This is a genomic window from Streptomyces sp. NPDC043176, assembly GCF_056436715.1.
Map to the genome: position 1 here is coordinate 61,435 of NZ_JBWKCA010000005.1, position 14,649 is coordinate 76,083.

The following is a 14,649-nucleotide window of genomic DNA, read 5'->3' on the forward strand; positions in this document are numbered from 1 at the left end:
GGGCCTCTTACCGCAGGTGCGAGGTGTCGTTGAGGAGGCGTAGGGAGGCGTTGCCGTCGGCGTAGTAGGCGACGGCCGAGATCGAGGCCGCCGACAGTTCCATCCGGAAGAGCGACTCCGGCGGGGCACCGAGGGCCAGCCTGACCAGGGTCTTGATGGGCGTGACGTGGGTGACCAGGAGGACGGTCCGGCCCGCGTACGCGGCGGCCAGCCGGTCCCGGGTCGCGGCCACGCGCCGGGCGACGGTCGCGAAGCTCTCGCCCCCGCCGGTCGGCGCGGCCTTCGCCGAGGCCAGCCAGGCGTCGAGGTCCGCCGGGTACTTCTCCCGGACCTCGCCGAACGTCAGGCCCTCCCAGGCGCCGAAGTCCGTCTCGCGCAGCCCCTGTTCGATCCGCACGTCGAGCCCGAGCCGGGCGGCGACGGCGGCCGCGGTCTGGCGGCAGCGGGTCAGCGGCGAGCTCACGATCTCCTGGATCGTGCCCCGGGCGGCCAGCGCCGCGGCGACGGCCTCCGCCTGGCGCAGCCCGGCCGCCGACAGCTCCGGATCGCTTCCCCCGCTCCCCGAGAACCGCTTCTCGGGCGTGAGCGCCGTCTCCCCGTGCCGCAGCAGCACGAACGTCGCCGGTGCCCCCATGTCGGGTCCGGCCCAGCCCTGCGGCTGCGCGGTGGCGGTGGGCGTGACGGCAGGAGCGGCCGACCGCGCGGACTCGGCGAGCGTCACCGAGCCGGCCGTCGGGGCCAGGACCCCCGCCTCGGCCTCGAAGTCCCCCGAGGCCTCTGCGCCGCCCGGCGTTCCGAGGCCGTCACGCGGGGTCGTCGCGCCGCCCGGGGTTCCGAGGCCGTCGCCCGGGGTCGTCGCGCCGCCCGGGGTTCCGAGGCCGTGGCCCGGGGCCGTCGCCAGGGCGTCCTCGGCGGCGAACAGGCCGTCGTCCGGGCCGGTGTGCGGGATCGACGGGCGGGACGCGCCGCCCGGCCAGGCGCCCGAGCCCGTACCGCCCGGGGCGGGGTCCCGGGCCGTCGTACCCGTACCGACAGCGGCCAGCGCCGAGCGCGCGCGGGCCGCGCCTGCGGCCGCGTCGCCGGGAGGGCCCGCCGGGGGCGGGGTCGCGGCGTTGCGGGCGGCGGAGGCGTCCAGGCCGGCCGTGGAGGCGGAGGGCTCCCACTGCCGGCCGAGCTTGCCGGCGTCCATGGCCTCGTTGGCGAGGCGGTCGGCGTGCTTGTTGCGTTCGCGGGGGATCCACTCGTAGCGGACGCGACCGGACGGGAAGACACGGCCGGCCTCGGCCGCGAGCGGCTTCATGTCCGGGTGCTTGATCTTCCAGCGGCCGGACATCTGCTCGACGACCAGCTTGGAGTCCATGCGGACGTGGACGGTGGCGTCCGGGAAGAGCTCCCGGGCCGCCTTCAGACCGGCGACCAGGCCCTTGTACTCGGCGACGTTGTTCGTCGCCACGCCGATGTACTCGGCCGTCTCCGCGAGCGTCTCGCCGGTGGCCGGGTCCAGGACCACGGCACCGTACCCGGCGGGTCCCGGGTTGCCCCGGGAACCTCCGTCCGCCTCGACGATCAGCTCACGCGAAGACGTCATTACAGACCGGACTCCGAGGTGCGGACGAGGATGCGGCGGCAGTTCTCACAGCGGAGGACCGTGTCCTTGGCGGCGGAGCGGACCTCGTTGAGCTCGGTGATGTTGAGCTCGATGTGGCAGCCCTCGCACTTGCGCTGGTACAGCCGGGCCGCGCCGACGCCGCCCTGCTGCTCGCGCAGCTTCTCGTACAGCTTCAGGAGGTCGGCCGGGACGGAGCCCGCGACGAGCTCGCGCTCCTTGGTGACCGTGGCGGCCTCGGCGTCCAGCTCGGCCTGGGCGGCGTCGCGGCGGCCGGTGGCGTCGTCGCTCTTGGCCTGCACGGCGGAGACCCGCTCGGTGAGCTCGGCGACGCGCTCCTGGAGCGACTCGCGGCGCTCCATGACCTCCAGGACGATCTCCTCGAGGTCGCCCTGGCGCTTGGCGAGGGAGACGATCTCGCGCTGGAGGTTCTCCAGGTCCTTCGGGGAGGACACGGCACCGGAGTCGAGCCGCTGCTGGTCGCGGGCGGCACGCTGGCGGACCTGGTCGACGTCCTGCTCGGCCTTGGTCTGCTCGCGGCCGCAGTCGCTCTCCTCGGTCTGCGCGGCGACGAGCAGGTCGCGCAGCTGGGTGAGGTCCTTGGTCAGCGACTCGATCTCGGCGTGCTCGGGCAGCGAGCGGCGCTTGTGCGCGAGCTGCTGGAGGCGCACGTCCAGGGCCTGGAGGTCGAGGAGGCGGATCTGGTCGGCGGGCGCGGCGTTCAGTTGGGGGCTCCAGGAGAGGTGTGGTGGGAGGACCAGGGGTCGGTGACCGTCTTCGAGACGTGGACGCGGAGGTCCCAGCCGTGGCGGTCGGAAATCTCGTCGAGCTGGGCGGCGGCCTGCTCGCACCAGGGCCATTCGGTCGCCCAGTGGGCGGCGTCGACCAGGCCCAGGGGCCCGGAGCCGGTGGCGTGCTGGGTGGCCTCGGAGACGGGGTGGTGGCGCAGGTCCGCGGTGAGGAAGGCGTCCACGCCCGCGGCCCGTACGGCGTCGAAGAGGCTGTCGCCGGAGCCGCCGCTGACGGCGACCCGGCGCAGGATCATGTCGGGGTCGCCGGCGACCCGGATGCCCTGCGCGGTGGCGGGCAGCCGCTTGGCGGCGCGGGCGGCGAACTCGGCGAGGGTCTCGGGGCGGTCGAGCTCGCAGATCCGGCCGAGGTTGTTCTCGGGCACGAGGGGCCCGGTGACCCGGAGGTCGAGCGCGCCGGCGAGGGCGTCGGAGACGCCGGGGTCGGCGGTGTCGGCGTTGGTGTGCGCGACGTGGAGGGCGATGTCGTGCTTGATGAGCGTGTGCACGACGCGGCCCTTGAAGTGCCCGGCCGCGACCGTCGTCGTCCCCCGCAGGTAGAGCGGGTGGTGGGTGACGATCAGGTCGGCGCCGAGGGCGATCGCCTCGTCGGCGATCTCCCGCACGGGGTCGACGGCGAAGAGCACGCGGGTGACCTCGGCGTCGGGGTCGCCGCAGACGGTGCCGACGGCGTCCCACGACTCGGCCCGCTCGGGCGGCCAGAGGGCGTCGAGCTCGGCGATGACTTCAGACAGACGGGGCACGAGGGAAAGGCTACCTGGCCCCCGTGCCCCGTCGTCCTGGCCTGTGGACAACCCCGCGTTACTTGACCAGGTCGGCGCGCAGGTCGTCGAGGACGCTGTTCGCGGCGGTCACGCCGAGGCCGAGGTACCAGGTCTCGTCCGGGACGTCCTTGGCCTGGCCGGCCTTGACGGCCTTGAGGTTCTTCCAGAGCGGGTTGGCCTGGGCGGTGTCCTTCTTGGTGGCCTTGGCGTCGCCGTACACGCCGGTGAAGATCCAGTCGGCGTCGGCCTCGTCGATCTTCTCGGGGCTGATCTCGGCCGCGAGCTCGTCGATCCGCTGGTTCGCGGGCCGGGGCAGGCCGGCGTCCTCCAGGATGGTGCCGATGAAGGAGGCCCTGGCGTAGAGGCGGATCTTGCCGGGGAGGTAGCGGACCATCGAGATCGTCGGCTTCTCCGGGCCGATGTCCGTGCCGAGCCGCTCGGCCTTGGCCTCGTAGGCGGCGAGCTTCTCCTTCGCCCGGGCGGTCTTGTCGAGCGCGGCGGCGTTGAGGAGGTAGTTCTCCTTCCAGGTGAAGCCCGGGCGGATGGAGAACACGGTCGGCGCGATCTTCGACAGCTCGTCGTACTTGTCGGCGGCGCGGAGCTGGCTGCCGAGGATGAGGTCGGGCTGGAGGTTGGCGATGGCCTCCAGGTTGAGGTTGTTGATGGTGCCGACGGACTTCGGCGTGCCGGCGTCCTTCCTCAGGTAGCCGGGGATGCCGTCGTCGCCCTCGGAGGGGGCGTAGCCGACGGGCTGGACGCCGAGGGAGACGACGTTGTCGAGCTCGCCGACGTCGAGGACGACGACCCGCTTGGGGGCGGCCTTGAGCTCGGTCTTTCCGAGGGCGTGGGTGAGGGTGCGCGGGAACTGTCCGGGCCGCGCGTCGGTGCCCATGGCCGCGGTCTTGGCGGCGGCGTCGCCGAAGTCCTTGCCGCCGGTGGCGACGTCCTTCTTCTTGGCCGCGTCCCCCTTCTCGGTGGAGCCGGCGGACCCGTCGCCCCCTCCGCAGGCCGCGAGCGAGAGCGTGGCGGCGAGGGCGACGACGGCGGCGGTGCCGCGGCGGCGGAGGGACATGAGAAGGCTCCTGTACGGGTCGTCCTGGCGGAGGCCGAGCCTCCGCTTAGGGTCGCCTTACCTTACTCACCACGGGTCACTCCAGCACAACCGCCCCCTCACCCTCAGCCGAACCGCCGCACGTCCACCCTTATGTGTGAAGTGACCCGGCTCGTGTTGTTCGGCTGGAAGTGCGAAAACTAGCTTCGTGGCCGGAGGTGACGAGTCGATGACAGCGTGTGCCATCGAGACCGCGGCCGAGGACGACGACCGCGACACGGACCGCGGCGGGGACGCCGGCTGGCCGACGGGGTTCACGATCACGGCCAACGGCGCGTACGCGGCCAGGCTCGCGGGCGCCGGGAACGCCCTGTACGTGGAGCGGTGGACCCTCGACGGCCCGGAGCCGTACGCCGTGCCGCTCCCCCTCGGCCAGCCGGAGGAGCCGGGCACCCAGCTGCTGCCCCTCGCGGACGGCCGGGTCCTCGTCGGCCGCCGGGTGGACGGACGGCGGAACACGTTCTCCCTGCTCTACCCCACCGGCCCCGCCACCGGCGAGCTCCAGCTCGGCGCGGTGGAGGCGCCCGGCTCCGAGCGCCTGCGACTCCTGCCGCCCGCGCCCGACGGCATCCGCGCCTACGCGATGTGCGTCGGCCCCGACACGACCACGCTGTGGCTGGTGGCGGGCGGGGCCTTCGGCCCGCAGCAGGTCGCCGAGGTCAGGGGCCGCTGCACGGGCGGCGTGTGGCTCGACCGGGCGGGCCGGATGCTCGCGCTCGACCGGCGGCTCGGCGACGGCCCGGTGAAGGCCGTCGCCGTCGACCTGGAGCGGGGCGGGGAGGTGACGCCGCTGCTCCAGATCACCGAGGAGAGCGACGACCGGCTGCTCCTCGCGGACGCGGACAGCGGGCTGCTGCTGATCCGCTCCGACGCTCCTTCCCCGGGGCACGACCGGCTCGGCTGGGGCGTGCTCGGCAGTCTGCTGCCCGTGCGGTTCCCCGAGTGCCTGCGGCTCGACGACGCCGCGGTGACCCCGTTCGCGGTGCAGCCCGGACAGGTGCTGATGCCGGAGAGCTGCGCGGTGGCCCTGCGGATCGACTCGGCGGCCGGGAGCTGGGTCGGCACCTGGCGTCCCTCGTCCCGCCGGATGGGCCAACTGGCCGCCCCCGCGGGCTGGCTGGCCGGGGCGGGCCTGTGGACGCCCGAGGGCCTGCTGCGGCTGCCGTACGCGACGGCCGAGGTGCCGTGCGGTCTCGCCGGTCTGGAACCCCCGCCCGAGCCCCGTCCCGAGCCGGTCGTCGGCGCCGAGGAGCCCCGGGTATGCCGTCCGGTGCCCTTGCAGCAGGCACCTCTGACGGACCGTGGGCCCACTCGTTAGACTCACTGGCCGCACAGCACGGAAGAGACGTACGGGGTGAGTTCGAGCATGTCGGAAGCAAGCACGGAGGGTACGGAGCCGCACGGCTCCGGGAAGCACCGCGGTAAGGCGTCGCCGTCCGAGGACTCCGCGTCCTCGCCGCACGGCCGGCACCGCCGCGAGGGCGACACCCGCGCGCGGTAGTGAGGGACGGGCGAAGGGCCCCGGGGTCTCCCCCGGGGCCCTTCGCCTTCCCCGCCCTGCCGGGCTTCCCCACCCCGTGGCTCGGCCCTTCCCCACCGTGCCGGGCTCCCCCGCCCCCGTGGCTCGACCCTTCTCCACCCCGTGGCTCGGCCCTCCCCCGCCCTGCCCGGCTTCCCCACCCCGTGGCTCAGCCCTTCTTCAGCCCCAGCACCTCCGCCGCCGCGAAGGTCTCGCCCGCCGGGCGGGAGGCGTAGTGCGGGGTCAGGACGGAGTCCAGCTCCTCGTACGTGAACGCCTCCTTGGCGGTGTCGAACTTGGCGGAGACCCGCGGCCGGTCCACGACCGCGACCATCCCGCCGTGCACGACGAGCAGCTGGCCGTTGACCCCGGCCGCCGCGGGGGACGCCAGATAGCCGACGAGCGGCGCCACGTGCTCGGGGGACAGCGGGTCGAGCCGCCCCTCCTCCGGCTCCCCGAAGCCCGCGAAGACGTCCTCCGTCATCCGGGTCCTGGCCCGCGGGCAGATGGCGTTCGCGGTGACCCCGTACCGGGCGAGCGCGAGGGCCGTCGAGGTGGTGAGGCCGACGATGCCGCCCTTGGCCGCCGCGTAGTTGGGCTGGCCTGCCGAGCCGGCGAGGAAGGCCTCGGACGAGGTGTTGACGATCCGGCCGTAGACGCCGGCCTCCCCCGCCTTGGAACGGCCCCGCCAGTGCACCGCGGCGAAGTGCGTGGTGTTGAAGTGGCCCTTGAGGTGGACCCGTACGACCGAGTCCCACTCGTCCTCGGTCATCGAGAAGACCATCCGGTCGCGCAGGATGCCCGCGTTGTTGACCAGGACGTCCAGCTTGCCGAACTCGGACACCGCCAGGTCCACCAGGGACCGCGCCGTCTCGAAGTCGGACACGTCGCCGAGGTGGGCGACCGCCCGCCCGCCGGCCGCGCGGATCTCCTCGGCGACCTCCTCGGCGGGCGCGGCGGAGGCCGCGCCGGAGCCGTCACGGCCGGGCTGCCCGTAGTCGTTGACGACGACGGCCGCGCCCAGCCGGGCCAGCTCCAGGGCCTCGGCGCGGCCGAGGCCCCGGCCGGCGCCGGTGACGATCGCGCTCAGTCCTTCCAGGGGGAGTGACATCTCGCGGTGGTCCTCTCAGATCTCGATGCAGGTGCGGAGGGCCACGCCGGTCCGCATCTGCTCCAGGGCCTCGTTGACGCCCGCCAGCGGCACGCGGTGGGTGATGAGCGACTCCAGGTCGATGCGGCCCGCCCGCCAGAGCGCGATGGCCCGTTCGTACGAACGGAGCACGTCCCCGCCGCCGTACATGGAGGGCAGGATCCGCTTCTCGTCGAAGAACAGCTCGAACATGTTCAGCTGGAGGTTGTCGTCGAGGGCGCCCGCGCCGACGACGCAGAGGGTGCCGCCGCGCCGGGTCGTGTCGTAGGCGGTGCGGGCGGTGGCGGACCGGCCGACGACCTCGAAGACGTAGTCGAAGCCCTCGCCGCCGGTGATCCGCTGCTTGGCGTCGGCGAGCGCGTCCGGGGCGACCGCCTCGGTGGCGCCGAAGCGCAGCGCGGCCTCGCGCCGGGACTCGACGGGGTCGACGGCGACGACCTGGGCCGCGCCCTGGAGCTTGGCGCCCTGGATCGCGGAGATGCCGACGCCCCCGCAGCCGATGACGGCGACCGACGAACCGGCCTCCACCTTCGCGGTGTTGATGGCGGCGCCGAGGCCGGTGGTGACGCCGCAGCCGATGAGGGCGGCGATGTCGAAGGGCACGTCGTCGGGGATCGGGACGGCGCAGCCCGCGTCGACGACGACCTCCTCGGTGAAGGTGCCGGTGCCGGCGAAGCCGAAGACGTCGCCGCCCGGGCGCTTGAAGTTGGGCACTCCGGCGTTCATGAAGCCGGCCAGGCAGAGCTGGGTCTGGCCGCGCTTGCAGGCGGGACAGCTGCCGCAGGCCGGCAGCCAGCAGAGCAGGACCCGCTGGCCCTGGGCGAGCCCGGTGACGCCGTCGCCGACGTCGAGGATCTCGCCCGCGCCCTCGTGGCCGGGGATGAAGGGGGCGGGCTGCGGCAGGACTCCGCTCATGGCGGAGACGTCGGAGTGGCAGAGGCCGGTGGCCCGGACGCGGATCCGCACCTTGCCGGGGCCGAAGCCCACCGCCTCGACGTCGTCGAGGACTTCGAGTTTGTCCTGGCCGATCTCGTGCAGTACGGCTGCGCGCATGGTGCGGCTCCAATCAGACGGGTCAGGAGTGCTCGACGACGGTGTCGGCGAGTACGGGGGCGTCGTCGCGCTCCACGGCGGTGACGGTCACCTGGACGCCGCCCTCGCCGGCCCACATCCGGACGCGGAGGGTCTCGCCGGGGAAGACGACGCCGGCGAAGCGGGTGCGGTAGGCGCGGACGCGCGTGACGTCCCCGTCGAGCAGCGTGTCGACGACGGCCTTGAGGGTCATGCCGTACGAGCAGAGGCCGTGCAGGATCGGCCGGTCGAAGCCGGCGAGCTTGGCGAACTCCGGGTCGGCGTGGAGCGGGTTCCAGTCGCCGGACAGCCGGTAGAGCAGGGCCTGTTCCTCGCGGATCGGCCGTTCGGCGACGGCGTCGGGCTCCCGGTCCGGGACCGGGAGGCGTTCGGAGGGCCCGCGGTCGCCGCCCCAGCCGCCCTCGCCGCGGACGAAGATCTGGGCGTCGCTGGTCCAGAGCGGTCCGTCGTCGTCGGCGGCCTCGGTGCGCAGCACCAGGACGGCGGCCTTGCCCTTGTCGTACACGGCGGCGACGCGGGAGGTGGAGACGGCCCGGCCGCCGGTGGGGACGGGCCGGTGGAGGGTGATCGACTGGCCGCCGTGCAGGACGGCGGCGAGGTCGATGTCGATGCCGGGGGCCGAGAGCCCGCCGACCACCCCCATGCCGGCGCCCGCGACGGTGGCGAAGCTGGGCAGGACGTGGAGCCGGGACTCCAGTGTGTAGCGGAGCTCGTCGGGGTCCGTCGCGGGGTGGGGCTTGCCCTGGAGCGAACCGGCTCCGAGGCCGAGGTGGTAGAGCTGGACGTCCTTGTGGTCCCAGGAGATCTCGGCGCTGCGGGGTTCGGCGGCGACGGCCTTGGCGGGGTCGATGGGCATCGGGCTGCTGCTCCTCGTGGCGGTGAAAGACCTCGGCGCGACCGTCCGCACCGTCGGTCACGCCGAGGCCGTGCGGGACCTCCCCGAACGCGCCGTTCTAGAACGCGTTCTAGGTCGGTGGACCCCATGTATAGCCCAGCCGTGAGGAGTTGGGAACCCTTCCGGCGGCAGACTGCTGACGATGCGTCAGGGATCGCCGTCACCGACGACGGCCGCGAATCCTCCCCGCCGCCCCGGGCGGCGGCCTGCGCGAGCGGGGCGCGGCCGCAGACGGCACCCTTGTCTCGGGACCTGTCCCCCGGGGCGGGTCCAGGTCACCGCGGAAATCCCCGTGGAGGCCCCGGGCCCGCACGAGGGGGAGCCGACGGAATGATCAGAGTCCTGCTGGCCGAGGACCAGGGCACGATGCGCGGCGGCGCGCTGGCGCTGCTGCTCGGCATGGAGCCCGACATCGAGGTCGTCGCACAGGTCGGGCGCGGCGACGAGATCGTCGACGCGGCGCTGCTCTCCCGGCCCGACGTGGCCCTCCTCGACACCGAGCTGCCCGGCCGCTCGGGCCTCGACGCGGCGGCCGACCTGCGGGACGAGGCGCCCGACTGCCGGGTCCTCGTCCTGACGACCTTCGGCCGGCCCGGCCACCTGCGCCGTGCCATGGAGGCCGGCGCGGTCGGCTTCCTGGTCAAGGACGGACCGGTCGGGGAACTCGCCGAGGCGGTCCGCAAGGCGCTGCGGGGCGAGACCGTCATCGACCCGGCCCTCGCCGCCGCGGACCCCGGCGCGGGGCCTTCTTCGGGAGCCAGAGGAGCATGAGCAGGGCCGCGGCGAGGAGGATCGCCGTCGAGACGCGGAAGGCGGCCGCGTAACCGGCGGTGAGGGCCTCGGGGTCGTGGGCGGCGCCGGTGGTGGCCGCGGCGACGGTGGAGAGCGCGGCCAGACCGAGGGCGCCGCCCATCGTGCGGGAGGTGTTGACGAGACCGGCCACGAGACCCGCGTCGTCCGGGGAGGCGCTCGACGTGGCGAGGGTGGCCAGCGGAGTGGTGGCGAGGCCGATGCCGGCCATCATCAGGACGCCGGGGCCCAGGATCGTCCCCAGGAACGTGCCGTCGGCGGTCATCGTCGACTGCCAGGCGAACCCCGCCGCACCGACGAGGGCGCCGAGCACCGCGAGGTTCCGGGCGCCGACCGGGGGGATGAGGCGCGGGGCGAGCTTGGAGCCCAGGATGACGCTGAGGGAGCTGGGGACCAGGGCCAGGCCCGCCTGGAGCGGGGTGTGGCCGAGGACGTTCTGCGCGTACACCGTCATGAAGAACCACATGCCGAAGGAGCTCGAACCGCACAGCAGGATCGCCACGTTGGCCGCCGCCACCGCACGCGTACGGAAGATCTTCAGCGGCATGAGCGGGGCGGCCGTGCGGGCCTCGACCACGACGAAGGCGCCCAGGAGGGCGAGGCCGCCGAGGAGCGTCAGCAGGGTCGCGGGGTCGTCCCAGCCCGCCGCCTCCGTCCGGACGATGCCGTACGCGAGGGTGGCGAGTCCGGCGGTGACGAGGAGGGCGCCCGGCAGGTCGAGCCGGCGCCCGGCGCCGGTGCGGCTCTCGCGCAGCCGGAGCAGCGCGCCGGCGAGGACGAGGGCGCCGACGGGGACGTTGACGAGGAGGACCCAGCGCCACGAGAGCAGGTCGACGAGGAGGCCGCCGACGAAGCCGCCGGCCGCGCCGCCGGCCGCCCCGACCGCCGTCCAGGTGCCGATGGCCCGCGTCCGCGCCGCGCCGGCCGGCACGGCGTCCGTGACCAGCGTCAGGGTGGCGGGCGCGAGGACGGCGGCGCCCAGCCCCTGCACCGCCCGGCCCGCGACCAGCTGCCAGCCCTCCTGGGCGAGCCCGCCCGCGACCGAGGCCGCGGTGAACAGCCCGAGTCCCAGCAGGAACATCGCCTTCCGCCCGTACAGGTCGGCGGCCCTCCCGCCCAGCAGCATGAAACCGGCGAAGGCGATCGCGTACGCGTTGAGCACCCACTGGAGCGCGAGCTCCGAGAGCCCCAGGCCGGTCCGCATCGAGGGCAGCGCGACGTTCACCACGGAGACGTCGAGCACCACGAGGAACTGGCCCGCGCAGGCGATCAGGACGACCGCCCAGGGCCGGACCCGCCCGGCCGTCGAAGGACTGTCGGACGTGCTCGTGGCGGCGGAGTCGGTCTGCGGCATGTGTGTCATGGTCGCCGACCGGCTTCGCCGCCGTACATACGGCATGAGGCCTACGCCCTGCGGCGCGGCCCTACGCCTTCCGCAGCAGGGTGACCACGGCCGCGCCGCCGAGGCCGATGTTGTGCGCGAGTCCGACCCGCGCGCCGGCCACCTGCCGGGCGCCCGCCTCGCCCCGCAGTTGCCAGACGAGTTCGGCGGCCTGGGCGAGGCCGGTCGCGCCGAGCGGGTGGCCCTTGGAGATGAGGCCCCCGGAGGGGTTCACGACCCAGCGGCCGCCGTAGGTGGTGGCCCCGGACTCGACGAGTTTGCCGGAGGCGCCCTCCTCGCACATGCCGAGCGCCTCGTAGGTGAGCAGCTCGTTGACGGAGAAGCAGTCGTGGAGTTCGACCACGTCGACGTCCTCGATGCCGAGCCCGGAGCGTTCGTACGCCAGGCGGGCGGCGGCCCGGGACATGGGCCGGCCGACGGCGTCGATGCAGGAGCCCGAGGCGAAGGAATCCCCGGTGTCGGTGGTCATCGCCTGGCCGGCGATCTCCACGGCCCTGCCCCGCAGCCCGTGTGCGTCGAGGAAGCGCTCGGAGACGACGAGGGCCGCCGCCGCGCCGTCGGAGGTGGGCGAGCACTGGAGCTTGGTGAGGGGCCGGTGGACGGTCTTCGCGGCGAGGATCTCGCCGACCGTGTAGACGTCCTGGAACTGGGCGTTCGGGTTGTTCGCCGAGTGCTGGTGGTTCTTGGCGCCGACGGCCGCGAGCTGCACCTCGGTCGTCCCGTACCGCTCCATGTGCTCGCGGGCCGCGTTGCCGAAGATCTGGGCGGTGGGCGGTGACATCTCGAAGCCGTGCGCGGCGGCCATGATCCCGTAGTGCCGGGCGACGGGCGAGGTCGCGAAGTCCCCGGCGCCCGATCCGCCGCCGAGGGCGCCCCTGGTCATCTTCTCGAAGCCGAGGGCGAGGACGCAGTCGGCGACGCCGCCCTCGACGAACTGGCGGGCGGTCATCAGGGCGGTGGAGCCGGTCGCGCAGTTGTTGTTGAGGTTGTAGACGGGGATGCCGGTGAGCCCGAGCTCGTACACGGCACGCTGTCCGGCGGTGGACGCCTGGAAGCAGTGGCCGACGGCGGCCTGCTCCACGCGCGCGTAGGGGACGCCCGCGTCGGCGAGGGCCGCCGTACCGGCCTCCCTGGCCATGTCCCAGTACTGCCAGTCCCGGGTCTCCGGCTTCTCGAACTTCGTCATCCCGACACCGACGACGTACGCCTTGCCCATCTTCTGGTCCCCCTCAGTCTCTCGGCAGTCCGAGCAGGCGCTCGGCGACGACATTGAGCTGTACTTGCGTGGTGCCGCCCGCGATCGTGAGGCAGCGGGACATGAGCAGGCCGTGCACGGCCCGTTCGCCGGGGCCTTCGCGCACCGCGCCGCCGGGGCCCAGGAGTTCGAGGGTGAGCTCGGCGAGCTTCTGCTGGTGGAGGGTCTGGACGAGCTTGCGGACGCTGGCGCCCGCGCCCGGTTCGAGGCCGGACACCTGGAGCAGGGTGGTCCGCAGGCCGATGCACGCGAGGGCGTGCGCCTCGGCGAGGAGACCCCCGACCCGGACGCGTACCGAACCGTCCTCCCGCGCGGCCGGTGCGATGAGCGCTTCGAGGCCGGTGTCGAAGGCGACCTGGTCGGCCATGTGGACGCGTTCGTTGCCCAGGGTGTTGCGGGCGACCCGCCAGCCGTCGTTCACCTCGCCGACGACGGCGTCGGCCGGGAGGACCGCGTCGTCGAACCAGACCTCGTTGAAGAGGGAGTCCCCGGTGATCTCCTTCAGCGGCCGGACGTCGATCCCGGGGGTGTTCCGCATGTCGACGAGGAAGTAGGTGAGCCCCTGGTGCTTGGGGGCGGCGGGGTCGGTGCGGGCGAGCAGGATGCCGTGATGGGCCCACTGGGCCGCGCTCGTCCACACCTTCTGCCCGTTGATCCGCCAGCGCCCGTCCTCCATGCGCTCGGCGCGGGTGCGGAGGGAGGCGAGGTCGGAACCCGCACCGGGCTCGGAGAACAGCTGGCACCAGAGGCGCTCCCCGCGCAGGGTCGGCCCGAGGTGCTCGGCCTGCTGCGCGGGGGTGCCGTGGGCGAGCAGCGACGGTACGACCCAGGTGGCGATCCCGAGCCCGGAGACGGTGATGCCCGCCTCGTCCAGCTCCCGCTGCACCGCGAGCTGCTGGAGCGGTCCCGCCCCCAGTCCGTACGGCTCCGGGAGGTGCGGTGCCGCGTAGCCGGTGGGCGCGAGGGCGCGCCGGGCGGCGGCCGGGTCGAGTCCGGCGGCGGGTGCGACGGCCGCGCGGGCCGCGGCCCGGTACGCGTCGGCCTCCGGCGGCAGGTCGAGCCGCAGCCCCCGCCGGACTCCGTCGGCCGCGTGGCGCAGGGCGGCCAGCCGGTGGTGGTCCCCCGTGCCGACGAGCTGGCGGGCGACGAGCGCCCGCCGGAGCAGGAGGTGGGCGTCGTGCTCCCAGGTGAAGCCGGTGCCGCCGAGGATCTGGATGCAGTCCTTGGCGCAGCCGTACGCGGCGTCGAGGGCGGTGGCCGCGGCGAGCGAGGCGGTGAGCGGGCGCCCCTCGTCGTCCCCGGCGGCGGCGCGGGCGGCGTCCCAGGTGAGCGCGCGGGCCTGTTCGAGCCGCACGAGCATGTCGGCGCAGAGGTGCTTGACGCCCTGGAAGCGCCCGATGGGCTGCCCGAACTGCTGGCGGGTGCGGGCGTGTTCGGCGGCGGTCTCGACGGCGCGGGCGGCGGTGCCGCAGGCGTCGGCGGCGAACAGGACGGCGGCGAGGTCCCGTACGAGGCCGGTGAGGGTCTCGGCTCCCTCGTCCCGGGCGAGTGCGCGGGCGGCGGGGACGTGGGTGGCGCGGGCGGTGATCTCGGCGGTCGGCCGGGTCGGGTCGGCGCTCTCGTGGGGACGGACGGCGAGGCCGTCGGTGTCGACGGCGAGCCAGACGCTTCCGTCCGCGGTGGCCGCCCGCAGGATCACCAGGTCCGCCTGGGCGCCCCCGAGCACGGGCGGCGCGGTGCCGTCGAGGAGGTACCCGCTCGCGGTCCGTACGGCGGTCAGGGTCCCCGTCCCGCCGAGCGCGACGACCCCGATCCGCTCCCCTCGGGCGATCTCCCCGGCCGGTCCGGCCCGGCCGGTCCGGTGCAGGATCTCGGCGGCGAGCACGGCGGGCAGGTACGGCCCGGGCAGCAGCGCCCGGGCCGCCTCCTCCACGACGACGACGAGGTCCCCCAGTCCGCCGCCCCCACCCCCGGACTCCTCGGGCAGGTGCGGCCCGAGGAGCCCCTGTCCGGCTGCGGCGTCCCAGTAGACGGGCCGGCCGGTGGCGGTGTCGGGGACGTCCAGGTGCTTGCGGACCTCCTCGGGAGGTACGGCGCGGGTGAGCCAGCCCCGGACGGATCGGGCGAGCTCCCGCTGTTCGTGCGTGATGGCGATGCCCATGCGGCGCAGACTAGAACACGTTCCATTCTGACGGAAGGTCAGAAACGAGTCGAGAAAAGCCTGCATGACGCAGGG

At 74.3% G+C, this 14,649-nt stretch carries 11 protein-coding genes and 1 pseudogene; 2 read left to right on the top strand and 10 right to left on the bottom strand.

The genetic code is table 11. The annotated features are described in order from the left end of the window. Positions 1-7 precede the first annotated feature (7 nt). The 4 genes from AC067A_RS09540 to AC067A_RS09555 are packed head-to-tail and all read right to left on the bottom strand — an operon-like array spanning position 8 to position 4,251. Entirely contained in the window at positions 8-1,588 is a 1,581-nt protein-coding gene (locus tag AC067A_RS09540) for a bifunctional RNase H/acid phosphatase (RefSeq protein ID WP_478616884.1), read from the bottom strand. Then, entirely contained in the window at positions 1,588-2,331 is a 744-nt protein-coding gene (locus AC067A_RS09545; protein WP_478617784.1) for a zinc ribbon domain-containing protein, read from the bottom strand. The genes AC067A_RS09540 and AC067A_RS09545 overlap by 1 nt, the downstream gene beginning before the upstream one ends. Continuing rightward, positions 2,328-3,158 (bottom strand): Nif3-like dinuclear metal center hexameric protein, encoded by an 831-nt coding sequence (locus tag AC067A_RS09550; RefSeq protein WP_478616887.1) that lies wholly within the window; start codon positions 3,156-3,158, stop codon positions 2,328-2,330. Before AC067A_RS09550 ends, AC067A_RS09545 begins: the two co-directional genes overlap by 4 nt. Before the next feature lie 58 nt (positions 3,159-3,216). Continuing rightward, entirely contained in the window at positions 3,217-4,251 is a 1,035-nt protein-coding gene (locus AC067A_RS09555) for an ABC transporter substrate-binding protein (RefSeq protein ID WP_478616890.1), read from the bottom strand. A 208-nt stretch (positions 4,252-4,459) separates the two neighbouring features. Between AC067A_RS09555 and AC067A_RS09560 the strand changes: the two genes are divergently transcribed. Continuing rightward, positions 4,460-5,608, top strand: coding sequence for a hypothetical protein (locus tag AC067A_RS09560; protein ID WP_478616893.1), 1,149 nt, complete (start codon positions 4,460-4,462; stop codon positions 5,606-5,608). A 370-nt stretch (positions 5,609-5,978) separates the two neighbouring features. Here AC067A_RS09560 and AC067A_RS09565 read toward each other — a convergent pair whose 3' ends face one another. From AC067A_RS09565 to AC067A_RS09575, 3 genes are read right to left on the bottom strand one after another with little or no spacing between them, the layout of a single operon-like run. After that, positions 5,979-6,920, bottom strand: coding sequence for a 3-oxoacyl-ACP reductase (locus AC067A_RS09565; RefSeq protein ID WP_478616896.1), 942 nt, complete (start codon positions 6,918-6,920; stop codon positions 5,979-5,981). Between the two features lie 15 nt (positions 6,921-6,935). Then, on the bottom strand, positions 6,936-8,012 hold the full coding sequence (locus AC067A_RS09570; RefSeq protein WP_478616899.1) for a Zn-dependent alcohol dehydrogenase: 1,077 nt from the start codon (positions 8,010-8,012) through the stop codon (positions 6,936-6,938). A gap of 22 nt (positions 8,013-8,034) precedes the next feature. Continuing rightward, the gene (locus tag AC067A_RS09575) at positions 8,035-8,907 is read right to left on the bottom strand and encodes a MaoC/PaaZ C-terminal domain-containing protein (protein WP_478616902.1); all 873 of its coding nucleotides are present in this window, start codon (positions 8,905-8,907) and stop codon (positions 8,035-8,037) included. 369 nt (positions 8,908-9,276) lie between these two features. Between AC067A_RS09575 and AC067A_RS09580 the strand changes: the two are divergent. Continuing rightward, positions 9,277-9,696 (top strand): annotated as a pseudogene (locus AC067A_RS09580) (response regulator); the annotation flags it as partial. On the opposite strand, the gene AC067A_RS09585 reads toward AC067A_RS09580, so the two are convergent. The 3 genes from AC067A_RS09585 to AC067A_RS09595 all read right to left on the bottom strand — a co-directional run bounded on the left by AC067A_RS09585 (position 9,650) and on the right by AC067A_RS09595 (position 14,574). Next, a complete protein-coding gene (locus tag AC067A_RS09585; protein ID WP_478616905.1) occupies positions 9,650-11,110 on the bottom strand; it encodes an MFS transporter in 1,461 nt (486 codons plus the stop codon). The pseudogene AC067A_RS09580 and the gene AC067A_RS09585 overlap by 47 nt on opposite strands. 70 nt (positions 11,111-11,180) lie before the next feature. Further along, complete coding sequence (locus AC067A_RS09590; RefSeq protein ID WP_478616908.1) at positions 11,181-12,374, bottom strand: lipid-transfer protein; 1,194 nt, start codon at positions 12,372-12,374, stop codon at positions 11,181-11,183. A gap of 13 nt (positions 12,375-12,387) precedes the next feature. Next, positions 12,388-14,574, bottom strand: coding sequence for an acyl-CoA dehydrogenase (locus AC067A_RS09595; RefSeq protein WP_478616911.1), 2,187 nt, complete (start codon positions 14,572-14,574; stop codon positions 12,388-12,390). Positions 14,575-14,649 lie beyond the last annotated feature (75 nt).

Excerpts from the sequence above, each read along its gene's own strand:
- AC067A_RS09540 (WP_478616884.1), bottom strand. The coding sequence starts at position 1,588 with ATGACGTCTTCGCGTGAGCTGATCGTCGAGGCGGACGGAGGTTCCCGG.
- AC067A_RS09555 (WP_478616890.1), bottom strand. The coding sequence starts at position 4,251 with ATGTCCCTCCGCCGCCGCGGCACCGCCGCCGTCGTCGCCCTCGCCGCC.
- AC067A_RS09560 (WP_478616893.1), top strand. The coding sequence starts at position 4,460 with ATGACAGCGTGTGCCATCGAGACCGCGGCCGAGGACGACGACCGCGAC.
- AC067A_RS09565 (WP_478616896.1), bottom strand. The coding sequence starts at position 6,920 with ATGTCACTCCCCCTGGAAGGACTGAGCGCGATCGTCACCGGCGCCGGC.
- AC067A_RS09570 (WP_478616899.1), bottom strand. The coding sequence starts at position 8,012 with ATGCGCGCAGCCGTACTGCACGAGATCGGCCAGGACAAACTCGAAGTC.
- AC067A_RS09575 (WP_478616902.1), bottom strand. The coding sequence starts at position 8,907 with ATGCCCATCGACCCCGCCAAGGCCGTCGCCGCCGAACCCCGCAGCGCC.
- AC067A_RS09585 (WP_478616905.1), bottom strand. The coding sequence starts at position 11,110 with ATGCCGCAGACCGACTCCGCCGCCACGAGCACGTCCGACAGTCCTTCG.
- AC067A_RS09590 (WP_478616908.1), bottom strand. The coding sequence starts at position 12,374 with ATGGGCAAGGCGTACGTCGTCGGTGTCGGGATGACGAAGTTCGAGAAG.
- AC067A_RS09595 (WP_478616911.1), bottom strand. The coding sequence starts at position 14,574 with ATGGGCATCGCCATCACGCACGAACAGCGGGAGCTCGCCCGATCCGTC.